The following is a 26,208-nucleotide window of genomic DNA, read 5'->3' as shown; positions in this document are numbered from 1 at the left end:
CTGTTGGAAGCTGCTTACGCCGTTGCGAGAGCGGCGCGCACTTCCTTCTTGACGGCCAGCGCCACCGGCGACAGCTCGGCATCGTTGGCCTTCAGCAGGAAGGCATCGAGGCCCCCGCGGTGCTCGACGGTGCGCAGCGCGTTCGCCGAGATGCGCAGCTTGACCGCGCGGCCGAGCGTATCCGACAGAAGCGAAACGTTGAGGAGATTGGGGAGGAAGCGGCGACGGGTACGGTTGAGCGCGTGGCTCACCTTGTTTCCGGTCATCACGCCCTTACCGGTGAGTTCGCAGCGGCGAGCCATAGTGTTATCCTGTCAAAAGGCCCTCGGCGGGGGATTATTCCCCTCGCAACGGGCTGGAGTCTGTTCTTGATTGCGGGGCCTCCATAGAGAACTGGGCCCCTCTCGTCAAGCTTGTGAACGCCGAACGCCTTGCCAGTCCGGCGTTCCCCCGGCATTTTGGCCGCGATATTGATTCGCTTTAGTTGGCGACGCCGTCAGAGGTCCGTTCCCGTGTTGAGCGCCGGTTTCCGCCAAGCATTGCGATTTGCCGCCCTCGGTCTAGGGCTGCTGTCCCTGCCCGTCGCTGCCGCCGAGATCAAGGCGCGCGCCGAGTATATGGTAACGATGGGCGGCACGCATGTCGCCAATGTCCGTATCAACCTCACCGATGACGGCTCGGCCTATTCGCTGGTGCTCGACGCCAAGATTACCGGGTTGGCGCAGCTGGTGGCGAGCGGCTCCGCCAAGGCCACCTCGACAGGCAGCTCTGGCGACAAGGGCCTCCGGTCACAGAAGTTCGACCTCTTGACCCGCGCCGGCGGCGAGGATTTCACCTCCGCCATCACCTATGCCGGCGGCACCGTCGCCTCGTTCATTGTCGCCCCGCCGATCGTCAACAATATCGACCGGGTGGCGATCGAGCGGAGACACCTCACCACCGCTAACGACATGCTGGCGCCGTTCGTGCTGAAAGGAGCGGCGCTCGACGGGCAACTGTGCAATCGCCAGATGCCGATCTTCACCGGCGTCGAGCGGTTCAACCTCAGCCTGAAATACGTGAAGGACGACAGCGCGACCTCCAAGCGCACCGGCTACCAAGGTCCGCTGGTGCTGTGCAGCGTCCACTACACCCCGATCTCCGGCCACTACACCAACAACGAGATCACCACCTACCTGGCCAAGAACGAGCGCATCCTCATCTGGTTCGCGCCGCTGAAAACCGCGGGCTACTACATCCCCTACCGCGCACTGGTAACCACCGAAGCCGGCGACCTGTCGGTGGTTCTCACCGAACTCACCGAGTAGGCGAAAAGCCGCTCCCCGGCGATGAACGGCAGCTAAACCCTTGCCTCAGCACGCGTTCAATCGCGTTGCCACATTCTCCCTCCAACGGCTCGTTATTTCCGCGCCCCGGACCACCGGCAACAGACCGTGGTCCCTCGTGCCGGCACGCCTCCAAGCGGGGTCGCCGGCCGGGCGGCGGAAATCATGGTTAACGGGGCGTTACCAAAATCTGCGTGTCATTCCGGCACGGTCAACGGCTATTTTGCCAAGATCGGCGCGACACACCCCGGCATTCCGGACCCCGACCTGTGAAACCGCAAAAAATCTTTGCGGCCTAGGGCTTTACGCCCCGTTCACACTTGGCTGATTCTGCCTCGAAAACCGTCGGAATTAACGCTTTCGCAACCTTCCTGAACGGGATCTCCGGGGATATCGCCCACTGCCATACGAAAGCCGCGCTCCTAGCGGTTCAGCCCATGCCACACCTACCATATGCTGTGGGGAACAAACGCGGATTTCCGAGTCGCAACCGATTCCTTTCCGGTTTGTTCCCTGTTCGTGCCAGTGGTTAACGTGCCGGGCGACCGGATGGAGATATTGTTCCGCCACGAGACACTCGTTTGTTGGCGTTCGATCACCTAAATAGGGCGCAATGACTCCCGCTTCCGCCTCCTCGCTCAAGGCGATCCTTGGGCCCACCAACACTGGCAAGACCTTCTTCGCCATCGAGCGGATGCTGGCGCACCGCTCGGGGATGATCGGCCTGCCGCTGCGGCTGCTGGCTCGCGAGGTCTACCACAAGGTGGTCGACAGGATCGGTGCCCAGCACGTGGCGCTGGTGACCGGCGAGGAGCGGATCGTGCCTGCCAAGGCGCGCTATTGGGTGTGCACGGTCGAGGCCATGCCGCTCGACGTGCCGGTCGAATGCGTCGCGATCGACGAGATCCAGGTGGCGACCGACTTCGACCGCGGCCACGTCTTCACCAACCGCCTGCTGCATGCCCGCGGCATCAACGAAACGCTGCTGCTCGGCGCCGCGACCATGACGCCGCTGATCCGCGCGCTGCTGCCCGATGCCGAGATCATCCACCGGCCGCGCTTCTCCGAGCTGCTCTATGCCGGCTCGAAGAAGATCTCGCGCCAACCCAAGCGCTCGGCCATCGTCGCCTTCTCGGCCACCCAGGTCTACGCCATCGCCGAGCTGATCCGGCGCGAGCGCGGCGGCGCCGCCGTGGTGATGGGGGCGTTGAGCCCCCGCACCCGCAATGCCCAGGTCGACATGTACCAGAACGGCGATGTCGATTTCCTCGTCGCCACCGACGCCATCGGCATGGGGCTCAATCTCGACGTGCACCACGTCGCCTTCGCCGATGACCACAAGTTCGATGGCCACCAGACCCGCCAATTGACCCCGGCCGAGTTCGGCCAGATCGCCGGCCGCGCCGGCCGCCACATGCACAACGGCACCTTCGGCGTCACCGGCAATGCCCCGGATTTCGACGAAGAACTGGTCAAGCGGCTCGAAACACACGACTTTGAGCCGGTGCGAGTGGTGCAATGGCGCAACGCCGAGCTGGATTTCCGCTCGATCGAGGACCTGCGTGCCAGCCTCGACCAGACGCCAAAGCTGAAGGCCCTGACCCGGGTACCGATCGCCACCGACCAGCACGCGCTGGAGTTCGTCGCCCGCAACGAAGCGGGGGCCTCAGCCAAGGGCGAGGCGGCGGTGCGGCTGCTGTGGGAGTGCTGCGGCATCCCGGATTACCGCGATATTTCGCCGGCGCAGCACGGAGAAATCATCACCCGGATCTATTCCGACCTGATGCGGCACGGCCGTGTCGACGCCGATTGGATTGCCGAGCAGGTGCGGTTCTGCGACAATGTGACAGGCGACATCGACACGCTGAGCAACCGGATCAAGCAGATCCGCACGTGGACCTTCGTCGCGAACCGCAAGAACTGGCTTGAAGACCCCGCACATTGGCGCGAAAAGACCCGGGACATCGAGGACCGCTTGAGCGACGCCCTGCACGAGCGTCTGACGCAGCGTTTTGTCGATCGTCGCACTTCGGTGCTGATGCGCCACCTGAGAGACAAGCATATGGTATCGCCTGAAATTAACGACCGCGGCGAAGTGAGCCTCGAAGGTCACCTGATCGGCTCCATCGAAGGCTTCCGCTTTACCCTCGCCCGGTCCGAAGGCGGCGACGCCAAGGGCGTGGCCGGTGCGGCCGCCCAGGTCGTGGCCCCCGAGATCGCCAAACGCGCCGAGCGCGTCGCCGGCGCCCCGAACGAAGAGTTCGTGCTGGCGACCGACGGCTATGTCCGCTGGCGCGGCCAGGTGGTCGCCAACCTCGCCGAGGGCGAGAACCTGTTCGCCCCGCGGCTGCTCATCCTCGCCGACGAGAGCCTCTCCGGCCCCGACCTCGAGCGGGTGCAGGACCGGCTGAACCTGTGGCTCCGCCACCTGATCAACACCCAGCTTGAAAGCGTGCTGTCGCTGGAAGCCCCGGCCGACCTCGAGGGCGCGGCTCGCGGCGTTGCCTACCGGCTCTACGAGAACCTCGGCATCCTGCCGCGCAGCGCCGTGGCCGAAGAGGTCAAGGGCCTCGACCAGGACGTGCGCGGCAAGCTACGCAAGCTCGGTGTAAAGTTCGGCGCCTACCACATCTACGTGCCGCAGAGCCTTAAGCCTGCTCCGCGCGAGCTGGCGCTGATCCTCTATGCGCTGAAGCATGGCGGCGTGCGCCAGCCGGGCGTAGCCGACCTGCCGCAGATCGTGCTTTCGGGCCGTACCTCGTTCCTCATCGACCCCGAAGTGAACACCAAGCTCTATGAGCTCGCTGGCTTCAAGGTCGCCGGGCGCCGCGCGGTGCGCGTCGATATCCTCGAGCGCCTCGCCGATATTATCCGGCCGCTGATCGCGCTGAACCCGGTCACCCACAAGGGCGAACTGCCTCCGGGCGCCGCCGAGGGCAATGGCTTCCGCGTCACCGTCGAGATGACCTCGCTGCTCGGTACCGCCGGCGAGGATTTCGCGTCGATTCTCAATTCGCTCGGCTATCGCGTCCGCCGTACGCCGAAGGTTGCGCCCCCTGCCCCTGAGGCGGTGACCACCGAGACGATCACCGAAACCACGTCCGAGACGGTCGAGGCTGTCACGACCGCGGCGCAGGCCGATCCTGCCGCTGCCGACGCCGTGGATGCGGAGGTCAATGCCGCCGCGGTCGATGCCGTGGAAGGCAGCGCCCCCACGGTCGAAGCCACGCCCGCAGCCGAAGTCGCAGCCGTCGAGGCGGCAACCGCCGATCTCGGCGCCCCGGCTCCGGCCGAAGACGCCAAGCCCGCCGAGCCCGAATTCGACGAGATCTGGTTCCCGGCCGGCCGCCGGCCGGACAATGCCCGTCACGCCGGACCGCGGCGCGGCCAGCGCGCCGACGGTGCCGAAGCCTCGACCGAAGGTGCCGAGAAGGCTGAGCGCCCGCAGCGCAACTTCCGCCGTCCCGACCGTCCGCAGGGTGGCGACGCCGCTACCCCAGGCGACAACAAGCCGGCCCGTCCGCGCTTCGAGGGCCGCCGCGACGGCCAGCGTCCGGGCAATGGCAGCAAGCCGTTCGAGAACAAGGGCAAGCCCAGCGGCGGCGGCAAGCGCTTCGACAAGCCCCGCGAGGACTGGAAGGAACACCGGCCGCGCGAGGACCGTAAGCCCGCCGTGCTGGATCCGAACTCGCCCTGGGCCGCGCTTGCAGCGCTCCGGAACCCCAAATCCGAATAGCCATTGGACAAGCAACGGCTCGACAAGTGGCTGTTCTTCTCGCGTGCGGTGAAATCCCGCACCCTGGCGCAGAAGCTGATCGAGACCGGCGCCATCCGGGTCAATTCCGAACGCACCGACCGCTCCGACCATAAGGTCGGAGCCGGCGATGTGCTGACCATGACGGTCCACGCCCGCCTCTTGGTCTGGCGCATCCTCGACCCCGGCACTCGCCGCGGCCCAGCCCCAGAAGCCGCCCTGCTCTACGAAGACCTTTCGCCCCCGCCGACACCGCGCGAGGAAAAGCTGGCGACACATGCGGAGCGGGAGCCCGGCAGCGGCCGCCCTACAAAGAAGGAACGGCGCGAGACCGATCGGCTACGGGACGACGAGGACGACGCAGATTGAACGTTCCGATGTCGGATCGTTCACTTCGGCGTCATTTCAGTTCGTTCCGTTTTCTCGTCCATCTGCCACACTTGACCGCCCCTTGCTCACCACCGTGCCAGCGGCAGAATGCCACGGGGCGTCGGTTGAGGGGATAAGTGTGATGGCTTGGCGTCCGATCCGACAAAGCCTGACAGCCCTGTCCCTTGCGGCAGCGGACAAAAAGGGCTAGCACGGCCCGAGGCGTAGCGCCTGCCGCGCGCGCCCGGCTGAAAGACCCAGCGGCCCTAGAAACTTGAGCAGGAACGCTCGCGAAGAATGACCTACATCGTCACGGACAACTGCATTAAGTGCAAGTACATGGACTGCGTCGAGGTTTGTCCCGTCGACTGCTTCTATGAAGGCGAGAACATGCTCGTCATCCACCCCGACGAGTGCATCGACTGCGGCGTCTGTGAGCCCGAATGCCCGGCTGAGGCGATCAAGCCCGATACCGAGGGCGGCCTCGACAAGTGGCTGGAGATCAACAGCAAATACGCCTCCGCCTGGCCCAACATCACTGAAAAGCGCGATGCGCCAGCCGACGCCAAGGAATGGGACGGGGTCGAGGGCAAGTTCGAGAAATACTTCTCCGAAGAGCCCGGCGAGGGCGACTAACGCCGCCCGCCGAGGCCGATTGGCCGCCGTTTCGCCCCGGGTTTGCCCTGCCGATGAATGGCTTATGAGCCGAACCTGAACGGGTTCCGGCAGCCTTGATTCGCAACTTTTGATTTTGCTGAAATTTTGTGCTACGCTCCTCAAACGAATGGAGCTTGCCCGTCATCCAATGCGTGCCGCTAGGCACCCTTTTTTTTGACACCAGCAATTATGGGGGCGCAGTCAACCGGTCGCGCGGACCGGCAGAGTGCGCGAAGGGTCTTTGCTTACTATTCGGACGGGCGAACGAGCAACAACCAGGACAGCCTCTCCGCGAAGAGCAGTCCGGCGGCGGCGTTAATAGGAGTATCCCTTTATGGTCACCAAGAAGCCTCAGCAGCGGCTTGGATTCAAGACGAGCGAGTATATCGTCTATCCGGCGCACGGCGTCGGTCTGATTACCTCGATCGAGGAACAGGAAGTCGCGGGCATGACCCTCGAGCTGTTCGTCATCTCTTTCGAGCAGGACAAACTCACCCTTCGCGTTCCCGTCGCCAAGATCAAGTCCGTCGGCATGCGCAAGCTCGCCGAAGAGGACGAGGTCAAGAAGGCTCTGGACACCGTCACTGGCCGTGCGCGCGTCAAGCGCACCATGTGGTCGCGCCGCGCCCAGGAATATGAAGCCAAGATCAATTCGGGCGACCTGATCGCCATCTCGGAAGTCGTCCGCGACCTGTTCCGCTCCGACGACCAGCCCGAGCAGTCCTATTCCGAGCGCCAGTTGTTCGAGCAGGCGATGGACCGGATGAGCCGCGAAGTGGCGGCCGTCAACAAGCTCACCCTCACCGAGGCCGTGCAGCTGATCGAAAAGAACCTCGCCAAGTCGCCGCGCCGCGGTCCGAAATCGGACGCCGCCGACGCCGAGGAAGCCGCCGCCTAAGCAGCAGCTGCAGATCGAATGGGAAAAGGCCGGTCTCGCGACCGGCCTTTTTCGTTCCCAGGGCCGCCTTGGCGTCTCGACGCCGGTTACTGCAGCTGTGGCTTCTTGAGGAACAGGTTGCGGTCGGCGGATTTTACCCGGACCCAGGTCTCGCGGCCGTCGCGGACGACGCGCATCGGCAGTTCCGCGCCGGCAGGGCCGCTGCTCCACAGCTTGCGGTAGAAGTCGGCGAGGCCTTCGACTTCGCTGTCACGCACATCGGAGATGATGTCGCCGCGGCGAATACCCGCTTCGGCGGCCGGGCCACCTTCGGCGACGCTCATCACCACCACGTCGCCATCGTCCTCGGCGGAGAACACGCCGAGCCATGGGCGCGGCGGCCGGTCGGCCTGGCCGCGGGCGAGCAGGTCGTCGAGGATCGGCGGCAAGAGGTCGATCGGCACGATCATGTTGATCTCGGCGGCCTCGCCGCTGCGCATCATCTGCAGCCGCAGAGAGCCGATACCAAGGAGCTTGCCGTCGGCCCCGATCAGCGCCGCCCCACCCCATGACGGGTGCGCCGGCGAGGTGAAGATCGCTTCGTCCAGCAGATATTCCCAGTAGCCCGCGAATTCCTGCTTGGCGACGATGCTGGCGCGGATCGACTGCCCGGTGCCATCGGCAAACACCACCGCGTCGCCCAGATGCACCTTGGCGCTCTCGCCCAGTTCCAGCGCCGGCAGATTGAGCGGCCCCAGCGCCTGCACCAGACCGAAGCCCGTTACCTGGTCATAGGCGAGCGCGTGGGCGGGCACGACGCGCCCATCCTGCGTGGTCAGCCAGACTTCTTCGGCCTCGGTGATCAGGTAGCCGATGGTAAGCACCAGCCCATTTTCGCGAATGACCACGCCACTGCCTTCCCTGAGCGTGCCCAGCCCGGCGGCGGTGAAGGCATCGTCAGGGATCGTGGCGCGAACCGCGACGATCGACGGCAGAATCGGATCAATATCCATGGTGATGTCCCGTATGCTGCGACAGGTTGGCGTGGCGACCTGCGCACTGCAAGCCAACATGATGTCGTAACTCAACAGGTAGGCGACGACAGGCGCCGCCGCAAGACTTGCGAGATGCGATTGGCTGCGGCCGGTGATCAACATTCACGGCGGCGGCGAGCCGGCGCGCCTGGCTAGCCGCGATGCCGCAAAGCCTCGACAAGCAACGCGAAGGCCGGCGAGGACTGCCGGCGGCTCGGGTAATAGAGGTGGTAGCCACCCCATGAGGGACACCAGTCTTCGAGCACGCGCACCAGCCGGCCCTCGGCAATATGCTGGGCGGCGAGGTCCTCGGGAATGCAGGCGAGGCCAAGACCCGCGAGCGCTACCGGCAGGATCTGGGTGGTGTTGTTGAACACCAGCTGTCCTTCGACCCGAACACTGAGCTTGTGCCCATCCCGTTCGAACTCCCAGGCATAGAGCCCGCCATGGGTCTGGAGCCTGAGGTTGATGCAACGGTGTCCGGTTAGCTCCTGTGGCGTCTCGGGCTGCGCGCGCCCCGCAAAGTAGGACGGCGCGGCCACGACGGCGAAGCGCCAGTCGGGGCCGATGCGAACCGCGATCATGTCCTTGGCGAGCGACTCGCCCAGCCGCACGCCGGCGTCGAAGCGGCGAGCGACGATGTCGATCAGGCTGTTGTCGGTGCTGACCTCGACATTGATGTCGGGGTAGGCCGGCAGGAACGCCGCGAGCTTGGGCCAGAGCACCGAATTGACGGCGTGCTCGCCGGCGGTGATGCGGATCGTACCCGCCGGCCTTTCTCTGAGTTCGCTCAGGGCCGCGAGTTCGCCCTCGATCTCCTCGAACCGGGGGCCGACGTTGAGCAGCAGGCGCTGGCCGGCCTCGGTCGGCGAAACGCTGCGCGTGGTACGCATCAACAGCCGCAGCCCAAGCCGGGTCTCGAGTTTGCGGATAGTGTGGCTGAGCGCCGATTGCGAGACCCCGAGCTTCGCCGCTGCCTTGGTGAAGCTCAGCTCTCGCGCGACGGCGAGGAAGGCGATCAGGTCGCTGATGTCTTCGCGCGGCATTGATGAGTTCCACTCATGGGATCATGCCAATAATGACTGCTTTTCGCTTATCGGCTCAAGCGATAATGTTGGCTCTCGATGGAGAGGCAGCCACATGGCGGATCTTACTACTGCGGGACGGCCGCTTGTCGGGATTGGCCTCGTGGCTCTCGCCACCCTGGCATTCGGCGTGGGCGACGTCGTGACCAAGCACCTGTCGATGCTCTATCCGGTGCCGATGGTCATGGCCATGCGGTACCTGGTCAATCTCGTACTGCTCGCGCTCATCGTCTGGCCCCGCCTTCGCACGCGCCTGTGGCAGGCTGAACGCCTGTGGCTGGTCGTGCTGCGCGGACTCTGCCTTGCTGCTGCGTCACTGACACTGGGCTGGGCGTTGCGGCTGATGCCGGTCGGCGAAACGGTGGCGATCATCTACCTGGCGCCGTTTGCCGTCATGCTGTTGGCGGTGCCGCTGCTCGGCGAGCGGGTCAGCGCAATCGGCTGGATGGGCGCCGCCATCGGCTTTCTCGGCGTACTGCTGATCGTCAGGCCCGGCGGCAGCCTCGACCCGATCGGGGTGGCGTTGGCGCTGGTCAATGCCGGCCTCGCGACCAGCTACCACCTCCTCACGCGCTATCTCAGCCGGACCGAGACGACGATCTCGATGTTGTTCCATTCCACCTGGGTGGGCGCGCTGGTGTTCTGCGTGCTGGCCCTGCCCGATATTCGTGGGTTCAGCCCTGCTGCTCTCGATATCGCGCTGATGGTGTTGCTGGGCGGACTGATGACGCTCGGTCACTTCCTGTTCACCGCCGCCTACAAGCAAGCGCCGGCCTCGATGCTGGCGCCGGTCAACTACCTGCACCTGGTCTGGGCGAGCGGGCTCGGGTGGCTGGTCTTCGGCCACGTGCCGGAGAGTTGGAGCCTCGTCGGCATGGCGCTGGTAATCGCTGCGGGCGCGACGGTCGCAGTCAACTCGCATCTGCAGCACCGCAAGACCAAGGCTGAGGCCGAAGCTGACGCCGAGGCAGCAGCGGCAATCAGCTGAAGTAGCCCCATGGCCGCGCCGCCAGCCATAGAGGAGCGGCGCATCGTCAAGACGCTGCTGCGCGTCTGACCCAACCCCGCAACAAGGAGCACGAAATGCAGAAGCGCAAACTTGGAAATGCCGGTCTCGAAGTCTCGGCCATCGGGCTGGGCTGCATGGGCATCAGCCAGTCCTACGGCCAGCCGATGGAGACGCCGGACGCGATCAAGCTGATCCGGGCGGCGTTCGACCAGGGCGTGACCTTCTTCGATACCGCCGAAGTCTATGGGCGGCGAAAGAACGAGCTGGTGGTCGGCGAGGCGCTGGAGCCGATCCGGGATCAGGTGGTGATTGCCACCAAGTTCGGCTTCGATCTCGACGGTACGGGTAGCGGCAGCGGCCTCAACAGCCGGCCGGCGCATATCCGCGAGGTCGCCGAGGCCTCGCTGAAGCGGCTGCGCACCGACCGCATCGACCTGTTCTACCAGCACCGCGTCGATCCAGAGGTGCCGATGGAGGACGTCGCCGGTGCGGTCAAGGACTTGATCGCCGAGGGCAAGGTGAAACACTTCGGCCTCTCCGAGGCGGGGGTGAAGAACATCCGCCGTGCCCATGCGGTGCAGCCGGTGACAGCGCTGCAAAGCGAATATTCGCTGTGGTGGCGGGAGCCTGAAGAGGCGATCATCCCGGTGCTGGAGGAACTGGGCATCGGCTTTGTGCCGTTCAGCCCCCTGGGGAAGGGCTTCCTCACCGGCGCGATCGACACCAGCACCAAGTTCGACAGCACCGATTTCCGCAACACGGTGCCCCGCTTCGACGCCGAGAACCGCGCCGCAAACCAGGCCATGGTGGATGCCGTGGTGCGGGTTGCCGCGGCGAGGAAGGTCACACCGGCGCAGATCGCACTGGCCTGGTTGCTGGCGCAGAAGCCGTGGATCGCGCCGATCCCGGGGACGACCAAGCTCCACCGGCTTGTCGAGAACAATGGCGCGGCATCGATCGAACTGAGCGCCGCCGATCTGGCCGATATCGAGAGTGCCACCTCAGGGATCGTCCTGCAGGGCGCTCGCTACTCGGGGGAAAACGCGGCGCGCATCGACCGCTGAGCGGCTTGAGTCGCGGGGAGGGCTCAGCCAGCCCTCCCCGCCTGCCTCACTGCACGGCCGCCGCGTCGCAGGAGACGTCCGGGTTCATGTCGGCGGTGGTGCCGGTCGGGTTGTGCCGCCAAGCCCACACGTGCAGCTCGTAGAACGCCGGCAGGCCATAGCGATTGGGGGCATTGGTGAAGCTGAACAGGTGCCCATCGAGATTGGCCGGCCCCTTGGTGGTGATGTACTCGACGGCGATCAGCTTCAGTGTGCCATCGGCCTGCGGCTCGTACATCACCGCCTCCGGATGGGCGATGTCGATGGCGTCGTCCTTGAGCGCTGCTTCCGACACGAAGTGGATGCCCATCGCACCACCCTCGATGCCGCTGACGCAGGGAATCGGCGCGTAGCCCTCGCCCTTGGCCACCGCGACATCCTGGAACCGCTCGTTGGCGGCGCGCACCTTGTCGGCGAGCGGGTTGGGCAGGTCGGCATGCGCCGCGGCTTCATGTGCCATGGCCGAGCCGATGAGCAGCCCGCCGCCGTCCGACTGGTGAGCATTGGCGCCGCCGACCGAGAGCGCCGTGGTGACGGCGAGGGCTTTGAGAAGGGTTGATGTCTTCATGGTTGAGTCTCTTCTGATGCGGCCAAACCGGCGGCGGCGGCCGACATCACATGTCGAGCCGGTCGGCGGCTTGCTCCTGTTGGGATTGGCTCCTCGGAGCCGGTCATGTGCCGGGGGGCGAATGCCAGACCGGCTCCAAGGACACGCCGAGCGGCGCCGGCACGGAGACACGGAGAACTCCGTGCCCGGCATCGGTCAGCGATAGAAATAGGGGTCGAGGACCCGCACTTCGGTGATGCGATCGACCGGCAGGGCGTTCTTCTGCGCGACCATCCGGATCGCCTCGGGCGACGGGCCATCATAGATGCAGAAGCTCTGCTTCTTGTCCGGCGAGACGAACGACTGCACCCAGGTGACGCCTCGTTCGGCATTGCGGGAAACCACACCGCCCATGGCGGTGGCGCCTGATTCATCGATCGGGATGATCAGGCCTTCGGGAAAACTGCGTTCAACGACATAGCGCGGCATTTCATGGTCCTTCACGTTTCGGCCCCCGCTTCGGCGGCCGGTGGCGGACCATGCCCCCATGCGGGGCATCGCTCTATCGGCTTGATTACCCAGATTGGCGCCGCCAATTACCCACGTTTCGACGCGATGGAATAATTGACCGCGGGCGGTGTTATTCATACGACGTATGACGACTCTACCCTTCGGGTAAGATCGCGACCGGAGGGATTACAGGGATGATCCTGCTCGAACGTGATGCGCAGCTTGCTGCGTTGCGGCTGCAATTGGCGGAAGCCGCGGCCGGACGAGGCCGCGTCGTTGCCGCAGTCGGCGAGGCCGGTGCCGGAAAGACCGCCCTCGTGAACGCCTTCATCGAAACGGCGGGCGGCGCGGCGCGCATCCTGCGCGGCGCCTGCGAGGACCTCACGGTACCGGCCCCGCTCGCGCCGCTTTACGACCTCGCGCGCGATGCACACTGGCCGCTCGATCGGCTGGGCGAGCAGGGAGAACGCGTCCCGCTATTCTCCGAAGCACTGGCGCTGTTCGGCATGGAGCCGACTATCCTCGTCATCGAGGACCTGCACTGGGCCGACGACGCCACGCTCGACCTCGTGCGCTATCTCGGCCGCCGCATCGCCGGCAGCCCGATCCTGATGCTGCTGACCGCCCGCAACGAAGCGGTGGAAGGGCAGCGGCGTCTGCGCCGCGCACTCGGCGATATCGCTTCCGACCACATCACCCGCATCGACGTGCCGCTGCTGAGCGAGACCGCCGTGGCGACGCTGGCCGAGCATACCGGGCTCGAACCCGGCCCCATCTATCGCGCCACGGTCGGCAATGCCTTCTTCGTCACGGAGCTGCTGCGCGCCGGTGGCGAGCTGTCGCTCAGCCTCCGCGATGCCACCCTCACCCGCGCCGAGCGGCTGGGCATCGGCGCCCGCGAGGCGCTCGATGCCGTCTCGGTATTTCCTCGACGCGCCGAGACCGCAATTCTCGTCGACCTGCTCGGCCCGGGCGGACGCGAGGCGCTGGCCGAATGCGTCGAGGGCGGCATGCTCGACGGCAGCGGCGATGGCTACGCCTTCCGCCACGAAATCGCCCGCCGTGCCATCGAGGCGGCGCTCCCCACGCACCGGCGGGAAAGCCTCAATGCCGCCGTGCTGGCGCTGCTGCGCGGCCGGGACGACATTCCGGGCGCCCGGCTCACCCACCACGCCGCCCAGGCGCGCGACGCAGCTGCCTTGCGCCAGCTGGCACCCAAGGCGGCGCACGAGGCTTCGCGCAGCGGTGCGCATCGCGAGGCGGCGGCGCACTACGAGGAAATGATGGGGCTGATCGACGGGTTCAGCCTCGAGGAGCAAGCGGCGATTCACGGGCGCTACGCCTTCGAGTGCCAGCTGATCGGCCGCATTCAGCAGGCTATCGCAGCGCAACGGCAGGCCGGCGCCATCTATCGGCAGCTCGGCGACCGGCTGATGGAAGGCGACAGCCTGCGCTGGCTGTCACGGTTGAGCTATCTCGCCGGCAACCGTACCGCGGCCGATGCCTATGGCAATGAGGCCATCGCGCTCTTGGAAACCGAGACACCCGGTGCCGAGCTGGCGATGGCCTATTCCAACCTCGCCCACCTCGCCATGCTGGCGGACGAACTGGACGGCGCCTTGCGCCACGGGCGTGCCGCCATCGCGCTCGGGCAGGTGTTGGGGCGCCCCGACATCATCTCCCACGCGCTCAACAACATGGGCTCCGCCCGTATCTGGCAGGAGCCGGCGATCGGCCGCGCCGACCTCGAAAAGAGCCTCGATATCGCGCTGGCGCACAACTACCAGGAGCATGCCGCCCGGGCCTACACCAACCTCGGCTGCATGGAGGTCAACCTGCTCGCCTACGACAATGCCCGCCGCGTGCTCGAGGCCGGCATCGTCTATTGCGCCGATCGCGACCTCGACACCTGGCACTACTACATGCGCGGCTGGCTCACCGAGGTGCTGCTGCGCCAGGGCTTGTGGGAGGAGGCGGCCGAGGCGGCGCTGCCGGTGATCGGCGACGAGCAGGCGCAGGGGCTGATGCGGATCACCGCTGTGCTGGCACTGGCGCGGCTGCGGATGAGACGCGGCGACCCGGCGCTCGATCCGCTGCTCGAGGAGGCACGACGCTTCCTCGACACCAATATGGAACTGCAACGGCTAGCGCCCTTCGCCGCAATTCTCGCCGAGCGCGCTTGGCTCGGCAGAGGCAACCGCGCCGAGGCACTCGCGCTGCTCGACAAGGCGCTGGGCATGACCTCGGCACCCACGGTGCATGGCGAACTGCTGCTGTGGCGCTGGCGGCTCGAGCCCGATGCACGGCTTGGCGACCTCACCGGGCTGGCGACGCCGTTCCGAGCCGAAATTTCGGGCGATTGGGCCGCCGCCGCCGACTATTGGGCAGAGATCGGCGCACCATTCGATCGGGCCCTGGCGCTGCTCGGCGGCGATGAGGCGGCGCAGCGGCAGGCGCTGCAGATCTTCGAGCAACTGGGCGCCAACCCGTTTGCCGAGCAAGCCCGTCGCCATATGCGGCGCAGCGGCATCAGCAATGTCGGCAAGGGCCCGCGCCAGTCGACCCGCGACAACCGGCTGGGGCTGACGCAGCGCGAGATGGAAGTGCTGCTGCTGGTCGACCGCGGCCTCTCCAGCAAGCGCATCGCCGCGCAACTGGCGATCTCGCCCAAGACCGTCGACCACCACGTTGCGGCGATGCTGGGCAAGCTCGGCGCCCACTCCCGCACCGAAGCCAGCGCCGCGGCACGGGATGCCGGGTTGATCTAGGCGATCGGCTCGGGCCACCCGGAAGATGTGCCGGAGGATTCCCGCGAGCGCCGCCGGCTTGGCGACAGCAGCTATTCGACGGTCACGACCTTGTACTTCTGTCCGGCGACCAGGGTATCGCCCGGATAGAGGTTGTTGAGGATGTAGAACAGGTCGGTGCCGCGGCCGAGGCCGTTCATCTTTCGCGCCAGCGAGTCCGCCGTGTCGACGCTGCCGGCCGTGATGGTGCGGACCACCAGCTTCTTGACCAGCCCGAGATCCTTGGCAGTGGCGGCGCGGAAGCTCTTCAGCGTCGCTTCGGCGGCTTGGGTGAAGGCCGGGCTGTCGAACTTGGCGGCAAAGATGAAGCGATAGACCCGGCCATCGTTGCGCACCACCGCTACACGGAAGTTCCATTGCGGGGTGACGGCCACGCCGGTCGCCATGTCGAAACCGTTGGCGCTTTCGCGCTTCACCGTCGTCGGCTGCAGCCCGGCGATCCAGCCCGACTTGAGATAATCCTCGAGCCCCATCGATGCCGGCACTTCGGCACTGTCAAAGCGCACCGCCTCGCCTTCGCCGGCAACGCCGACCACGGCGCCCTTCGAGATCTGCAGCGTGTAGTTCGACGGCACTTCGAAGGTGAATTTCAGCGTCGGATTGATGTAACGGCGGCCGACCACCGCGCCCTGTGCCGGGCTGTCGCCAAAGGCGAGGCCTTCGATGCCGGCCATATAGCCCTCGCGATCGGTTTCGCCGAGCCCCGGGGCGCCGAAGAAGGCGCGCGCCGTCTCGATCGCCTTCTGGATGCGATCGGGGGTCGAGGGGTGCGAGGAAAGGAAGTCGCCTTCCTGATCCGCGTCGCCCGCCGAGAAATGCGCGAACCGGCCCATGGCGCCGAGGAAGCGGGCCGCCGCATGCGGATCGTACCCGGCGCGGCCGGAGGTCAGGATGCCCTCCTTGTCGGCAGCCAGTTCCTGCTGCTGGCTGAACGCCGCGAGCGACATCTTCGAGCGGTTCGAAGCCTGGTCGGTGGCACTATCGGCGCCGAACACGCCGGTCACCACCTTGTCGACGATCTCGTTGGTGCGCGCCCGGTTGGTGCGGGCGCGGGCATGCTTCAGCGTCACGTGCGCGATCTCGTGCGACAGCACGGCCGCGATCTCCGAGGTGTCCGATGCGAGCGCCAGGATGCCGCGCGTCACATAGACATAGCCGCCCGGCAGCGCGAAGGCGTTGACCTCGGCGGTGTCGAGGATGGTGACGGTGAACTTCTGGTTCGGCTGATCGGCCGCGGCGAGCAGCCGCCCGACGATCCGCGCGATCATGATCTCGGCTTGCCGGTCCGAATAGATGCCGCCATAGGAGGCGACGATACGCGGATGCTCGCGCGCCCCGATCGCATCTTCCTCGGGATCATCCGAGGCGACGACCGGCGCGTTCTGCCCCTCGGTGCGGCTGACCGTGACGCCGGGCAGGCTCGAGCACGCCGCGACAATCGCCAGCAACACCGCGGCGAGCGGAACGCCAAACACCCTGATGATCGAACGCGAGCTCATGGAGCGAGGAGAACCTCTATCTGCTCGGGATGGGTGACTTCGACCCGCGGGCCATCAACGTCGTCCATCCAGCCTCTGATCCGCACGAGGGCACCCTCGAGCTTGAGTGGGTCGAGACCGGCACGCGAGAAGAGCTTGACCGCCGCCCTGTCGATCACGGCGGTGAAGTCCTCTTTCCACGATCGGCCGAAATTCAGGTAGATGCGCCCTTGTGCCTCATCGGCGAGCAGCACCCGGCCTTCCACCAGCTCATAGTGGCCCAGGCGCCCGGCCAAATCTGCCGGCCGGTCCGCCCGCCGCACGAGATAGTAGGGATCGGCCCAGATGCCAAGCTTCATCAGCCGCGCCGAACCCTCGGCGGCCAGCAACTGTGGCAGACATGCACGATTGTCGGGGAACGAGTAGACCCGAGCCCAGCCATCGGCGATCATCCGCTGCTGCACCCACAGCTCCGGCGTATCGAGCACGAACAGCTGGCCCAGCGTCCGGCCATGCCGATCGACCTGCTCGCCGCCGTGGCGCACCCGCACCGTTTTGCCCAGCGTCAGCTTTTCCAGCGCCGCGCGGGACTCCTCGGCCTTCGGCCAGGCCTCGAAATCCTCGCGACCCAGCGGCAGCTTGGGCGCCTGCGTGCCGATCAGGCGAACCACCACGCCGGTATCGAGCACCACGGTATCGCCATCGGTAACCGACGCGACGACACCCTTGGGGCCATCGACCAGCCCATCGCAGCCCAGGGCAAGGGTGCTCAGCGGCATGGCGATAAGCACCGCGGCCGCGGCAATTCTGAGCACGTTCCAAGCAAGCAAATTTGGCCCCATCCGACGACAAGGCAAACTGCACTAAATTGCGGCGAAATTCTTCCACAACGTCGCAGAGCAACAACGAATGTTGCACCGTCGCCACTTCCCCTTACGATCACGCCGATTCTGCTGCCGGACGCTGACCCGATGCTCGCCGAACTCTTGGTCTATGCTGCGAGCTACCGCGCGACGCCTCCGGCGTTCCGCCGCCATCTGGGGGAAGCCATCGGGCTGTGGGCGCGCGGCCAGCGCCAGACCCGCGCCTGGGCCCCGCACCTCGCGAACTCGCGCGGCCTGATCGACACCACCATCGACGATCTCGATCGGCGGCGGACAGTGGTGGTGCTCGGCTCCGGCCCGCTCTTCGATGTGCCTGTCGAATCCCTGGCGCGCACCTTCGAGCGGGTGGTTCTGGTGGACCAGGCCCACCTCTCGACCATCCGCCCCCGCACCGATCGCTACCCGAACGTCACCTGCGACTGGCGCGATCTGTCCACCGAACACGACGCCCACGCGCTCGGCTTTCTCGATGCGATCGACGATCTCGACTGGGTCATCTCGATCAGCCTCGTCAGCCAGCTGGCGCGCGCCGCAGCCGATGGCCGGCAGCGGGCCATCGTCGACGGCCACCTTGACCGGCTGGCCGGCCTCCGCTGCCCGGTCACCTTGATCACCGACCTCGACTACCGGGTGTTCAACCGCCACGGCGTGGTGCTGGACAGCGCCGACCTGCTGCATGGCCGGCCGGTGCCGCGCAGCGGGTTGCGCTGGAAGTGGGAGGTCGCGCCCTTCGGCGAAGAAAGCCGCACCACCCGGCGTGTCCATTCGGTCGCTGCGTGGCCCGACTGGCGCCACGCCTGAGGCTCAGACCAGCCGCGCCTCGAGCGTGACGTTGATGGCGCCGAGCGCCTTCGACACCGGGCAGTTCGCCTTGGCCTTCTCGGCCAGTTCCTGGAACGTCGCGTTGTCGATCCCGGGGATCTTGCCCTCCAGCGTCAGCGCGCTGCCGGTGATGCCGGTGCCGGGAATGAGCGTCACCGCCGCTTCGACCTTGAGGTTCTCCGCCGGAGTGTTGTTGTCGGCGAGCGTCTGCGCGAACTCCATGGCGAAGCACCCCGCATGCGCCGCCGCAATCAGCTCCTCCGGATTGGTGCCGGACCGCGCCGACTCATCGACGAAGCGGCCCTTGTAGGTATAGGGCAGGCTCGTGAATGCGCCGCTCGGCGCGTCCAGGGTCCCCGCCCCATCCCTGAGCGTCCCGGTCCAGTTGGCAGTGGCAGTGCGCTTCATCTTGCTCTCCTTGGGTCACATCCGTCGCGCCCGGACTGTAGGAACTGCAGCGGCCAACTGAAGTTCCGCCCGGATCAGTCCTCCTTCAGCACCAGCTCCACCACCGGCACCACCACGTTGGGCTTCTTGACCGGCAGGTCGAGCGTCAGCGTGGTCTGGCCGACCGGCGGGACGAAATGCGGATCGGTGTGGGCGCCGATCCACTGCACTTCGCTCGCATCATTGAGGAGCTGCGCGAACTTGACCCGGCCCGCCAGCTCGTCGAGATGCAGGTAGCGGTTCGGCCAGTTGTAGATGTGGAGATAGAGCCGGTTGCCGCGCTGGGTATAGCGGCAGCCATCTGGCGCCGTGTAGCTGGAACGGCCGGCCCCGTAGATGGCGCGGCTGTGCAGCTTCATCCAGCCGGCATAGGCGTCGAGCGCATCGATGGCGCGGTGATCGAACGTGCCGCGCCCGGTCGGCCCGACATTCATCAAGAGGTTCCCGCCCAGCGCCACGCCGTCGATCAGGATCTGGATCAGCTGCTCCGGGCTCTTCCACGTCTCCTCGTCGCGGTAGTAGCCCCATGAGCCCGAGAACGTCTGGCACATCTCCCACGTCACCTCACGCCCATTGACCATCGGCGGGGTGCGCGGCGTGTACTGCTCGGGCGTGATCATGTCCGGCACGTCGGTCTCGAGATCGAGCCGGTTGTTGACGATGATGTCGGGCGCCAGCTTTCGCACCAGCTTCAACAGCTCGAGGCTCTGCCAGTCGTCGCGGCCCTTGCCGGGCAATCCCTTGTAGGTGCGGCCCGGATAGCTGAAGTCGAACCAGATGATGTCGATCTTGCCGTAACCGGTGAGCAGCTCCGTGACCTGCTGGCGCAGATAGGCGGCATAGCGCGTCATGTCGCGGCCGGCGTTCAGCTCAGCCGCATCCTCGCGGTTGCGCAGCGGGTGGTACATGTCGATGGTGAAGTCGGGATGGTGCCAGTCGGGCAGCGAGTAGTAGAAGCCGATCTTCAACCCCTCGGCCCGGAACGCCTCGACGAACGGCTTGAGCAGGTCCTTGCCGTAAGGCGTGTTGGTCGCCTTGTAGTCGGTCGCCTGGCTGTCCCACAGGCAGAACCCGTCATGGTGCTTGGCCGTCAGCACCACGTATTTCATCCCCGCCTCACGGGCCCGGCGCGCCCATTCCTTCGGATCGTAGAGATCGGGATCGAAGTTCTCGAAGTACTTCTGGTAGCCCGCGTCGTCGATTTCCTCGCGGTTCTTCACCCACTCGTGCCGGGCCGCGAGCGCATAGATGCCCCAATGGATGAACATGCCGAACCGGTCGTGCTTGAACCACGCCTTCTTCTCGTCGGCCAGAAACAGTTCGGCAGAAATCTTGTCGCTCATCGGTGCATCCTGAAACCCTGCGGCCATCGCAGGCCGGGCGTGAGTAGCACGCCTGCCATCGCTTTCAAGACGCGACGAACGGCCCCACCGGCGGCTGGCGGATGGGGAGGAATATGCCGTGCCGACCTGTTCCGCCGGAACGGTGGTTTGCACCGCGCCCGGCATTTGCTATGTGGCAAGCGGCGACCCCGTAGCTCAGCAGGATAGAGCGCAGGATTCCTAATCCTGAGGCCATGAGTTCGAATCTCATCGGGGTCACCAGCTGCATGAGGCCATGCCGGACTTCTCCGGCCGTGCAAGGAGTCCGACGCCATGATCACGAAGGGTCACACCACCCTCCCCCGCATCGCGCTTGCCGCGGTGCTCGCCGCGGGTCTCGCGGCCTGTTCGATGGGTGGCGGCGGGGGTCAGCTGTCGCCGGGCCTTTCCGCGCCGATGAACCAGCCGGGCGCCAAGCTCAACCGGGTCGAGGCGCTGTTCCTGCTCAACGATTTCCGTCGCGCCCAGGGCGCTGCCGATGTGCGCGGCGACACCGTGCTCGACGGCACCGCGCAGACACTGGCCACCAACTACGCCAAGAGCGGGGCCCAGCCGGCCCTACCGCCCGGCGCCGTGGTGATGCGGCTCAGCGCCGGCTACACCACCTTCGCCGAGGTCTTCTCCGGCTGGCGCGCCGTGCCGGCGGATGCGGGGGCGATCGCCGATCCGACCGCCAAGCGCGCCGGGCTCGGCGTCGCCTACGACCCGAACTCGACGCACGGCGTCTACTGGGTGCTGGTGCTTGACGACTGACATCGAGACCATCGACTGCCGCGGGCTGAAATGCCCGCTTCCGGTGCTGAAAATGGAAAAGCGCCTGTCGCAGCTGGCGACGGGCGCTTCGTTCGTCTTGCTCGCCACCGATCCGATGGCAAAGATCGATATCCCTCTCTTCTGCAGGCAGAACGGCCACGCCTGCTCGGTGAGCAGCGAGGCCGAAATCATGCGCTTTGAGATCGTGAAGGGCTGAGCGTTCGCTCAGTCGTCGGCCAGCGCTACGGCGGCCGGGGCCCAGGCCGGACGCGGGCGCGGCAGCGGCACATCGTCGACCATGATGCCGAGATCAGTCGCGGAGTAAACCACGCCGTCGATCTTGTCGGTGAGATAGCTCGGATGGCCCTTGAGGCCCATCGGGAACGCCGCCTGGCGCTCCGCCACGTAGGCCTTGGCTTTCTTGCCGCAGATCTGCGCCCGCATGTCCACCGGAGGCGAGGCGATGTTCTTGAGCTGCACGACGTTCTGCCCCGTACCGCTGATCGCGCCGGACAGGCCGCGCAGGAACAGCTCGGCGGTCATCTCATTGCGCTCGCGCGCCGACGAGCCGCCCAGCACCACGGCCAGCATCGAGCGGCCGCCGCGCTCCACCGTCGCCACGATATTGAGGCCCGAGGAGCAGACATACCCGGTCTTCATGCCGGTGGTGCCGGCGAAATGCTCGAGCAGGCCGTTGTTGGATTCGAGCTTGGCCTTGCCTAGCCGCACCGCTTCGGTGCCGAACATCGGCAGATATTCCGGGAAATCGCGCCGGATGATCAGCGCCAGGATGGCGAGATCGCGCGCCGAGGTCACCTGGCCTTCGTTGTGCAGCCCATGCGGATTGACGAAGTGGGTGGCCGACAGGCCCATGGCCTCCGCCATGCCATTCATCTCCTCGACGAACGCCGGCACCGAGCCCGAGACGGTCTCGGCGACGGCCACTGCCATATCGTTGGCCGACTTGACCACGAGGATATAGAGCGCGTCCTTCATCGTCACCGAGGAGCCGACCTTCAGCCCGGATTTGCTCGGCGCCTGGTTCCAGGCGTTCTTCGAGATCTTCACCTTGGTGTCGAGCGTCACCTTGCCCGCCTTGATGGCGGCGAAGGCCACATAGGCGGTCATCAGCTTGGTCAGCGAGGCCGGGTGCCACGGCACGCCGGCATCCTCGGCGTACAGCACCTCGAAGGTGTCGGCGTCGACGAGCAGCAGCGGAGTGGCCCATGCGGGAGTGGTCCCGAGGACGGCGAGGATGATCAACAGGCTGGCGACGATGCGCCGGCGAAACTGCGCGAGCAAGGCGCCTCCGAAGTGCAATGGTCCCGGCGTCGGCAGGGTTCTAGCAACGCGCTCTGCGCCGCTCAACTGCCGCCGGCTGCTGCTCAAATGATTTTGAAGCAAGGCGGCTTCCCATCTAGGTCAAATCCGGCAGATTTCGGGCGCTGGACCAGCGATGGAACAGGGTTCGGCGCGGTTCCGGTAGTCCGGCGTCGAGGAGTTCGAGCGCCGTCATGCCGTCGACGCGAAAGTTGCGGAAGTCATTGCGCAGTGTGCACCAGGCGACCAGCGTCTGGTGCCCTTCGAAGTAGCCCAGCGCCACTGGATAGACCGTGCGCTCGCTGGTCGCGCCGCTCTTGTCGCGATAGCCGAGCCAGACCTGCTTCTCCTCGCGCAGGGCCCGGCGCAGGCGCGCCAGCGGGTTGGCCTCGTCCACCTCGCGCGGTGGAATGACGAACAGCCCGACCGACAGCATCTCGTCGCGCTTGGTGGGCGGCAGCACCGCCTCGATCTTACTTGAGGCATCACGCGCCGTCGCCGCCATCTCGCTGTCGGGACCGTAGATCAACCCACGCAGGCCAAGCACCAGCGCTTCGACCTCCTCGTCGGTGAACATCAGCGGCGGCAGGAAATGCTCCGCCCGCAGCTGAAAGCCGACGCCCGCCTCGCCGTCGATCGCCGCTCCCATAGACTTCAGCGTCTCGATATCGCGATAGACCGAGCGCAGCGACACGCCCATCTCCTCGGCCAGCACCGCGCCCGTCACCGGACGGCGCCGGCGGCGGAGCGCCTGCATCAGGTTGAGCAACCGTTCGGACCGCTTAGCCATTCAGTTTCCGACCGCTGCTGACAAAAACCGGTGCCGCGTGGCGTTAGCCTTCTCGCATCGAACAAGGAGAAACGACATGACCACCATCCTGACCATCCTCACCGAAGGCTTCGCCGATTGGGAGACCACGCTGCTCAACGCCGTGGCGCACAGCTTCTACAAGGTGGAGACCAAGTACGCGACCCCCGGCGGCAAGCCCGTGACCTCGTCGGGCAACATGACGGTCACGCCGCAGCTGGCGCTGGAAGCGGTCGACGTCGCCGACTACGACGCGGTCATCGTCTGCGGCGGTGCCATCTGGCAGACGCCCGAGGCTCCGGATATGGCGCCGCTGCTCACTGCCGCCAAGGCTGAGGGCAAGCTGATCGGGCTGATCTGCGACGGCACGGTGGCCGGCGCCAGGGCCGGGCTGCTCGACCACATCCGCCACACCAGCAACGGCGACGGCTATCTCGATGCCACCGGCTACAAGGGCAAGGCGCTGTACCGCGACACCCCGGCGGCGGTGACCGACGGCAAGGTGGTAACCGCGGCGGGCGTGTCGCCGGTGAGCTTCATGGTCGCGGTGATGGACGGGCTGGGATTGGCGGACGACAACCTGCAATACTATGTCGGCATGCACGCCGCACAGTACGGCAAGGCGGCGTGAGGGAACCGGGGGCTGGCGCGAACCGACCCCCACCCCTGTCCCTCCCCCTAAGAATGGGGAGGGAGATCCTCACACCGGCAGCAACATCCTGTCCTGCCGCACGACCTCTGCCGACAGCCCCGCATCTCCAGCGCTCCGCGCCACCCGAACCACGTACCGCCCCGGCTCGACCAGCCAGTGCTGCGCCTCCGTCCGATAGTACGCGAAGGCCCGGTCATCGAGTTCCAGCGTCACCCGCTGCCGCTCGCCGGGGCTGAGGTGCACCTTCTCGAACGCCTTCAGTTCCTTCTCCGGCCGCGCCACCGAAGCGTCGGGCGCCGACACATAGACCTGCACCACCTGCGAGCCGGCACGGCGGCCGGTGTTCTCCACCGTCACCGAGACGCTGACCTTGCCGGCGGCCTCAAACCGGCTCGCATCCACCCCCAGATCCGACACCGCGAAGCTCGTGTACCCAAGCCCGAACCCAAACGGGAACAGCGGCGCGATGCCGTGGCGGTCGTAGTGGCGATAGCCGATGAACACGCCTTCCTCGTAACGCACCTTGCCGTCGAGGCCGGGATAGATCTCGCGATCCTGCGAGTTGGTCGGATTGTCCGCCCACTTGACCGGGAAGCTCTGCGGCAGCCGGCCACCGGGCTCTGCAGCGCCGGTCAGCACATCGGCGATGGCGTTGCCCGCCTCCTGCCCCGGATACCAGGCCTCGAGCACCGCCGCGACGTCGCCGAGCCATGGCATCTCGACCGGCCCGCCGGTCTGCAGCACGACGATGGTGCGCGGGTTCACCGCCGCCACCGCCGCGATCAGTTCATCCTGTCGCCCCGGCAACACGATAGAGCCGAGATCGCTGCCCTCGGTGTCCCACTCGCCATTGCGGCCCACGAACACCAGCGCCGTTTCGGCATCCCGCGCCGCGGCGACGGCTTCAGCGATGGCCACGTCCCCAAGCGGCAGACCGATGCCGGCGGCGAAGGCGGCGAGCCCCAGCGTCGCGAAAGCCTTGGTGGCAAACTCGATCACCACGTCATAGGAACGGCCGGCTTCGAGCCGGATGGTGCCCACCACCTCGTCGCAGCCCTCTTCGAAGAAGGTGCGGCCCTTGGTCCAGTTGGTCCACGCATCGGCCACCAGTTTGCCGTCGACGAAGACGCGCGAGAACCCGGCGCTGTAGATGCCGACGCGATGCTCGCCGCTGGCCTCGGGCGTGAACGTCCCCGTCAGCCGCGCCGAGAAATGCAGCGGATCGACCTTGCCGTCGGCCACCCGGCCAATCCAGAAGGTCTGCGCCTCCTCCAGCGTCTCGGAAAACACGGCCGGGCCGCTCAGGTCCTCGCTGGCGAAGTAGTCGACCGCGAGCGCCCCGCGAAGGAGCGGCTCAAAGCGGTTGTTGCCAGCGCCCGCGGCATAGCTCAGGCGATCCTCGCCCATCGCCGCGACCAGTCCGTCCCACGGCGACACCCGGTAGTGCGGGTTGAGCTGGGCGCTGCCGCCGCCCATGATCTGCGCCACCTTGGCATTGGGCCCGATCACCGCGATCTTGCCCTCGCCGCTGAGCGGCAACACCTCGCCCGCGTTCTTCAGCAGCACCGCGCCCTCGGCACCGGCGCGCCGGATCAGCGCCCGATGCTCGGCGCGATCATCGGCCCGTTCTACCCATTCGCTGTGATCGTCGAGCGCACCCGTGCGCTCCATCAGCCTGAGAATATCGAGCACGCGGCTCCGCAACGTCTCGCGAGATACCTCGCCCGCTTCCACCGCAGCCACCAGCTTCGCCCCGCGATCGCGCGCCGGGCCAGGCATTTCGAGGTTGAGCCCGGCATTGACCGTCGGGGCGGTCGAGTGCGAGCCGAACCAGTCCGACATCACGATGCCGTCGTAGTGCCACTCCTTGCGCAGCACCTGGTCGAGCAGCCACGGGTTCTCGCTGGTGTAGGTGCCGTTGAGCTTGTTGTACGAGCTCATGATGCCCCAGGTTCCGGCCTTCTTCACCGCCCACTCGAACGGCACGAGGTAGAGTTCGCGCAGCGCGCGCTCGTCGATCTCGGAACTGATGGTGGTGCGCTCGATCTCGGATTCGTTGCCGACGAAGTGCTTGATCGTCGCCGAGACGCCCTGCCCCTGCAGGCCCTCGATGTAGCCGACTGCAAGGCTGGCGGTGAGGATCGGATCTTCCGAGTAACACTCGAAATTGCGACCGTTGCTGACCGAGCGATGGAGGTTCACCGTCGGCGCGAGGCTGACATGCGCGCCCTTCGACTTCACTTCATCGGCCAGCGCAGTGCCGATCTCATTGAGCAACCGCACATTCCAGCTGGCGCCAAGCGCGATCCCCACCGGGAACGCCGCCGATTTCACCCCGCCGATCAGCGAACCGCCACCGCGGGCGCCGTTCGGCCCGTCGGTGACCCGCAGCTTGCCGATGCCCAGCCGCTCAATTGCCGGCAGCGACCAGAAATCTTCGCCCGAGAGCAGGCTCACCTGCTCCTCCAGCGTCAGTTCATCGGCCAGGGTTTCGATCCGTGACGACATACGCTTCTCCCGCACTCGGCTACATCCGGGCCTACCCCTAGGCACAAACGGTAACTGCGTCTATATTGGTAACCAAC

Annotated in this window: 24 protein-coding genes and 1 tRNA gene; 13 read left to right on the top strand and 12 right to left on the bottom strand. The window is 66.3% G+C overall.

All coding sequences use genetic code 11. The features are described 5' to 3' along the window. Positions 1–14 precede the first annotated feature (14 nt). Positions 15–302 carry a 50S ribosomal protein L28 gene (rpmB, locus tag AC1DYL_RS21230; protein WP_477147938.1) on the bottom strand — a complete coding sequence of 96 codons (288 nt, stop codon included), beginning with the start codon at positions 300–302 and terminating at the stop codon, positions 15–17. Positions 303–515: 213 nt separating this feature from the next. Between rpmB and AC1DYL_RS21225 the strand changes: the two genes are divergently transcribed. The 5 genes from AC1DYL_RS21225 to AC1DYL_RS21205 all read left to right on the top strand — a co-directional run bounded on the left by AC1DYL_RS21225 (position 516) and on the right by AC1DYL_RS21205 (position 7,003). Next, on the top strand, positions 516–1,307 hold the full coding sequence (locus AC1DYL_RS21225) for a DUF3108 domain-containing protein (RefSeq protein WP_477174669.1): 792 nt from the start codon (positions 516–518) through the stop codon (positions 1,305–1,307). Positions 1,308–1,938: 631 nt separating this feature from the next. Next, complete coding sequence (locus tag AC1DYL_RS21220; RefSeq protein WP_477174668.1) at positions 1,939–5,061, top strand: helicase-related protein; 3,123 nt, start codon at positions 1,939–1,941, stop codon at positions 5,059–5,061. Positions 5,062–5,064: 3 nt separating this feature from the next. Further along, a complete protein-coding gene (locus AC1DYL_RS21215; protein ID WP_477174667.1) occupies positions 5,065–5,448 on the top strand; it encodes an RNA-binding S4 domain-containing protein in 384 nt (127 codons plus the stop codon). Between the two features lie 297 nt (positions 5,449–5,745). Then, positions 5,746–6,084, top strand: coding sequence for a ferredoxin FdxA (gene fdxA, locus AC1DYL_RS21210; RefSeq protein ID WP_477147942.1), 339 nt, complete (start codon positions 5,746–5,748; stop codon positions 6,082–6,084). A 355-nt stretch (positions 6,085–6,439) separates the two neighbouring features. Beyond that, positions 6,440–7,003 (top strand): CarD family transcriptional regulator, encoded by a 564-nt coding sequence (locus AC1DYL_RS21205; protein ID WP_477147943.1) that lies wholly within the window; start codon positions 6,440–6,442, stop codon positions 7,001–7,003. Between the two features lie 86 nt (positions 7,004–7,089). Here AC1DYL_RS21205 and AC1DYL_RS21200 read toward each other — a convergent pair whose 3' ends face one another. Both AC1DYL_RS21200 and AC1DYL_RS21195 read right to left on the bottom strand, forming a co-directional pair. Then, positions 7,090–7,995 (bottom strand): S1C family serine protease, encoded by a 906-nt coding sequence (locus AC1DYL_RS21200; RefSeq protein ID WP_477147944.1) that lies wholly within the window; start codon positions 7,993–7,995, stop codon positions 7,090–7,092. Positions 7,996–8,168: 173 nt separating this feature from the next. After that, a complete protein-coding gene (locus AC1DYL_RS21195; protein WP_477174666.1) occupies positions 8,169–9,062 on the bottom strand; it encodes a LysR family transcriptional regulator in 894 nt (297 codons plus the stop codon). Between the two features lie 94 nt (positions 9,063–9,156). Between AC1DYL_RS21195 and AC1DYL_RS21190 the strand changes: the two genes are divergently transcribed. Continuing rightward, entirely contained in the window at positions 9,157–10,089 is a 933-nt protein-coding gene (locus tag AC1DYL_RS21190; protein WP_477174665.1) for a DMT family transporter, read from the top strand. A 95-nt stretch (positions 10,090–10,184) separates the two neighbouring features. Then, positions 10,185–11,174 carry an aldo/keto reductase gene (locus AC1DYL_RS21185; RefSeq protein WP_477174664.1) on the top strand — a complete coding sequence of 330 codons (990 nt, stop codon included), beginning with the start codon at positions 10,185–10,187 and terminating at the stop codon, positions 11,172–11,174. 46 nt (positions 11,175–11,220) lie between these two features. On the opposite strand, the gene AC1DYL_RS21180 is transcribed toward AC1DYL_RS21185, so the two are convergent. Together AC1DYL_RS21180 and AC1DYL_RS21175 are read right to left on the bottom strand one after the other, a co-directional pair. After that, positions 11,221–11,673, bottom strand: a complete 453-nt coding sequence (locus AC1DYL_RS21180; protein WP_477174708.1) for a hypothetical protein — start codon at positions 11,671–11,673, stop codon at positions 11,221–11,223. A 303-nt stretch (positions 11,674–11,976) separates the two neighbouring features. Then, positions 11,977–12,249, bottom strand: a complete 273-nt coding sequence (locus tag AC1DYL_RS21175) for a DUF4242 domain-containing protein (protein ID WP_477147948.1) — start codon at positions 12,247–12,249, stop codon at positions 11,977–11,979. Between the two features lie 215 nt (positions 12,250–12,464). Here AC1DYL_RS21175 and AC1DYL_RS21170 point away from each other — a divergent pair, with 215 nt between their 5' ends. After that, positions 12,465–15,038 carry a helix-turn-helix transcriptional regulator gene (locus AC1DYL_RS21170; protein WP_477174663.1) on the top strand — a complete coding sequence of 858 codons (2,574 nt, stop codon included), beginning with the start codon at positions 12,465–12,467 and terminating at the stop codon, positions 15,036–15,038. 71 nt (positions 15,039–15,109) lie between these two features. Here the strand turns inward: AC1DYL_RS21170 and AC1DYL_RS21165 are convergent, their stop codons facing one another. After that, positions 15,110–16,576: a M48 family metalloprotease gene (locus tag AC1DYL_RS21165; protein ID WP_477174662.1), complete on the bottom strand. Its 1,467-nt coding sequence runs from the start codon at positions 16,574–16,576 to the stop codon at positions 15,110–15,112. Beyond that, a complete protein-coding gene (locus AC1DYL_RS21160) occupies positions 16,573–17,385 on the bottom strand; it encodes a thermonuclease family protein (RefSeq protein WP_477174661.1) in 813 nt (270 codons plus the stop codon). Before AC1DYL_RS21160 ends, AC1DYL_RS21165 begins: the two co-directional genes overlap by 4 nt. Positions 17,386–17,526: 141 nt before the next feature. On the opposite strand from AC1DYL_RS21160, the gene AC1DYL_RS21155 reads away from it, so the two are divergent. After that, positions 17,527–18,240, top strand: coding sequence for a hypothetical protein (locus tag AC1DYL_RS21155; RefSeq protein WP_477174660.1), 714 nt, complete (start codon positions 17,527–17,529; stop codon positions 18,238–18,240). A 3-nt stretch (positions 18,241–18,243) separates the two neighbouring features. On the opposite strand, the gene AC1DYL_RS21150 is transcribed toward AC1DYL_RS21155, so the two are convergent. Both AC1DYL_RS21150 and AC1DYL_RS21145 read right to left on the bottom strand, forming a co-directional pair. Next, positions 18,244–18,669: an OsmC family peroxiredoxin gene (locus tag AC1DYL_RS21150; protein WP_477174659.1), complete on the bottom strand. Its 426-nt coding sequence runs from the start codon at positions 18,667–18,669 to the stop codon at positions 18,244–18,246. A gap of 74 nt (positions 18,670–18,743) precedes the next feature. Beyond that, positions 18,744–20,051, bottom strand: a complete 1,308-nt coding sequence (locus tag AC1DYL_RS21145) for an alpha-L-fucosidase (protein ID WP_477174658.1) — start codon at positions 20,049–20,051, stop codon at positions 18,744–18,746. 184 nt (positions 20,052–20,235) lie between these two features. On the opposite strand from AC1DYL_RS21145, the gene AC1DYL_RS21140 reads away from it, so the two are divergent. The 3 genes from AC1DYL_RS21140 (at position 20,236) to AC1DYL_RS21130 (ending at position 21,060) form a co-directional block, all read left to right on the top strand. Then, positions 20,236–20,312, top strand: a tRNA-Arg gene (locus tag AC1DYL_RS21140). Positions 20,313–20,363: 51 nt separating this feature from the next. Then, entirely contained in the window at positions 20,364–20,843 is a 480-nt protein-coding gene (locus AC1DYL_RS21135) for a CAP domain-containing protein (RefSeq protein WP_477147955.1), read from the top strand. Next, on the top strand, positions 20,833–21,060 hold the full coding sequence (locus AC1DYL_RS21130; protein ID WP_477158733.1) for a sulfurtransferase TusA family protein: 228 nt from the start codon (positions 20,833–20,835) through the stop codon (positions 21,058–21,060). The genes AC1DYL_RS21135 and AC1DYL_RS21130 overlap by 11 nt, the downstream gene beginning before the upstream one ends. An 8-nt stretch (positions 21,061–21,068) precedes the next feature. Here the strand turns inward: AC1DYL_RS21130 and AC1DYL_RS21125 are convergent, their stop codons facing one another. Beyond that, positions 21,069–22,145, bottom strand: a complete 1,077-nt coding sequence (locus AC1DYL_RS21125) for a D-alanyl-D-alanine carboxypeptidase family protein (RefSeq protein ID WP_477174657.1) — start codon at positions 22,143–22,145, stop codon at positions 21,069–21,071. Positions 22,146–22,260: 115 nt separating this feature from the next. Then, entirely contained in the window at positions 22,261–22,953 is a 693-nt protein-coding gene (locus tag AC1DYL_RS21120; protein WP_477147958.1) for a helix-turn-helix transcriptional regulator, read from the bottom strand. Between the two features lie 76 nt (positions 22,954–23,029). On the opposite strand from AC1DYL_RS21120, the gene AC1DYL_RS21115 reads away from it, so the two are divergent. Beyond that, a complete protein-coding gene (locus tag AC1DYL_RS21115) occupies positions 23,030–23,602 on the top strand; it encodes a DJ-1/PfpI family protein (protein WP_477174656.1) in 573 nt (190 codons plus the stop codon). Positions 23,603–23,671: 69 nt separating this feature from the next. Here the strand turns inward: AC1DYL_RS21115 and AC1DYL_RS21110 are convergent, their stop codons facing one another. Next, positions 23,672–26,131 (bottom strand): beta-glucosidase H, encoded by a 2,460-nt coding sequence (locus AC1DYL_RS21110; protein WP_477174655.1) that lies wholly within the window; start codon positions 26,129–26,131, stop codon positions 23,672–23,674. Positions 26,132–26,208 lie beyond the last annotated feature (77 nt).

The organism is Devosia sp. P1_H9 (assembly GCF_056405135.1).
The sequence above is the reverse complement of the archived record's forward strand: the minus strand, read 5'-3'. Positions and strand labels throughout refer to the sequence as shown.

What these genes read in the sequence shown, in the direction of transcription:
- AC1DYL_RS21190 (WP_477174665.1), top strand. Translation starts at nt 9,157, where the DNA reads ATGGCGGATCTTACTACTGCGGGACGGCCGCTTGTCGGGATTGGCCTC.
- rpmB (WP_477147938.1), bottom strand. Translation starts at nt 302, where the DNA reads ATGGCTCGCCGCTGCGAACTCACCGGTAAGGGCGTGATGACCGGAAAC.
- AC1DYL_RS21170 (WP_477174663.1), top strand. Translation starts at nt 12,465, where the DNA reads ATGATCCTGCTCGAACGTGATGCGCAGCTTGCTGCGTTGCGGCTGCAA.
- AC1DYL_RS21155 (WP_477174660.1), top strand. Translation starts at nt 17,527, where the DNA reads ATGCTCGCCGAACTCTTGGTCTATGCTGCGAGCTACCGCGCGACGCCT.
- AC1DYL_RS21180 (WP_477174708.1), bottom strand. Translation starts at nt 11,673, where the DNA reads ATGGCACATGAAGCCGCGGCGCATGCCGACCTGCCCAACCCGCTCGCC.
- AC1DYL_RS21110 (WP_477174655.1), bottom strand. Translation starts at nt 26,131, where the DNA reads ATGTCGTCACGGATCGAAACCCTGGCCGATGAACTGACGCTGGAGGAG.
- AC1DYL_RS21220 (WP_477174668.1), top strand. Translation starts at nt 1,939, where the DNA reads ATGACTCCCGCTTCCGCCTCCTCGCTCAAGGCGATCCTTGGGCCCACC.
- AC1DYL_RS21205 (WP_477147943.1), top strand. Translation starts at nt 6,440, where the DNA reads ATGGTCACCAAGAAGCCTCAGCAGCGGCTTGGATTCAAGACGAGCGAG.
- AC1DYL_RS21200 (WP_477147944.1), bottom strand. Translation starts at nt 7,995, where the DNA reads ATGGATATTGATCCGATTCTGCCGTCGATCGTCGCGGTTCGCGCCACG.
- AC1DYL_RS21145 (WP_477174658.1), bottom strand. Translation starts at nt 20,051, where the DNA reads ATGAGCGACAAGATTTCTGCCGAACTGTTTCTGGCCGACGAGAAGAAG.
- AC1DYL_RS21195 (WP_477174666.1), bottom strand. Translation starts at nt 9,062, where the DNA reads ATGCCGCGCGAAGACATCAGCGACCTGATCGCCTTCCTCGCCGTCGCG.
- AC1DYL_RS21165 (WP_477174662.1), bottom strand. Translation starts at nt 16,576, where the DNA reads ATGAGCTCGCGTTCGATCATCAGGGTGTTTGGCGTTCCGCTCGCCGCG.
- AC1DYL_RS21135 (WP_477147955.1), top strand. Translation starts at nt 20,364, where the DNA reads ATGATCACGAAGGGTCACACCACCCTCCCCCGCATCGCGCTTGCCGCG.
- AC1DYL_RS21115 (WP_477174656.1), top strand. Translation starts at nt 23,030, where the DNA reads ATGACCACCATCCTGACCATCCTCACCGAAGGCTTCGCCGATTGGGAG.
- AC1DYL_RS21150 (WP_477174659.1), bottom strand. Translation starts at nt 18,669, where the DNA reads ATGAAGCGCACTGCCACTGCCAACTGGACCGGGACGCTCAGGGATGGG.
- AC1DYL_RS21120 (WP_477147958.1), bottom strand. Translation starts at nt 22,953, where the DNA reads ATGGCTAAGCGGTCCGAACGGTTGCTCAACCTGATGCAGGCGCTCCGC.
- AC1DYL_RS21185 (WP_477174664.1), top strand. Translation starts at nt 10,185, where the DNA reads ATGCAGAAGCGCAAACTTGGAAATGCCGGTCTCGAAGTCTCGGCCATC.
- AC1DYL_RS21175 (WP_477147948.1), bottom strand. Translation starts at nt 12,249, where the DNA reads ATGCCGCGCTATGTCGTTGAACGCAGTTTTCCCGAAGGCCTGATCATC.
- fdxA (WP_477147942.1), top strand. Translation starts at nt 5,746, where the DNA reads ATGACCTACATCGTCACGGACAACTGCATTAAGTGCAAGTACATGGAC.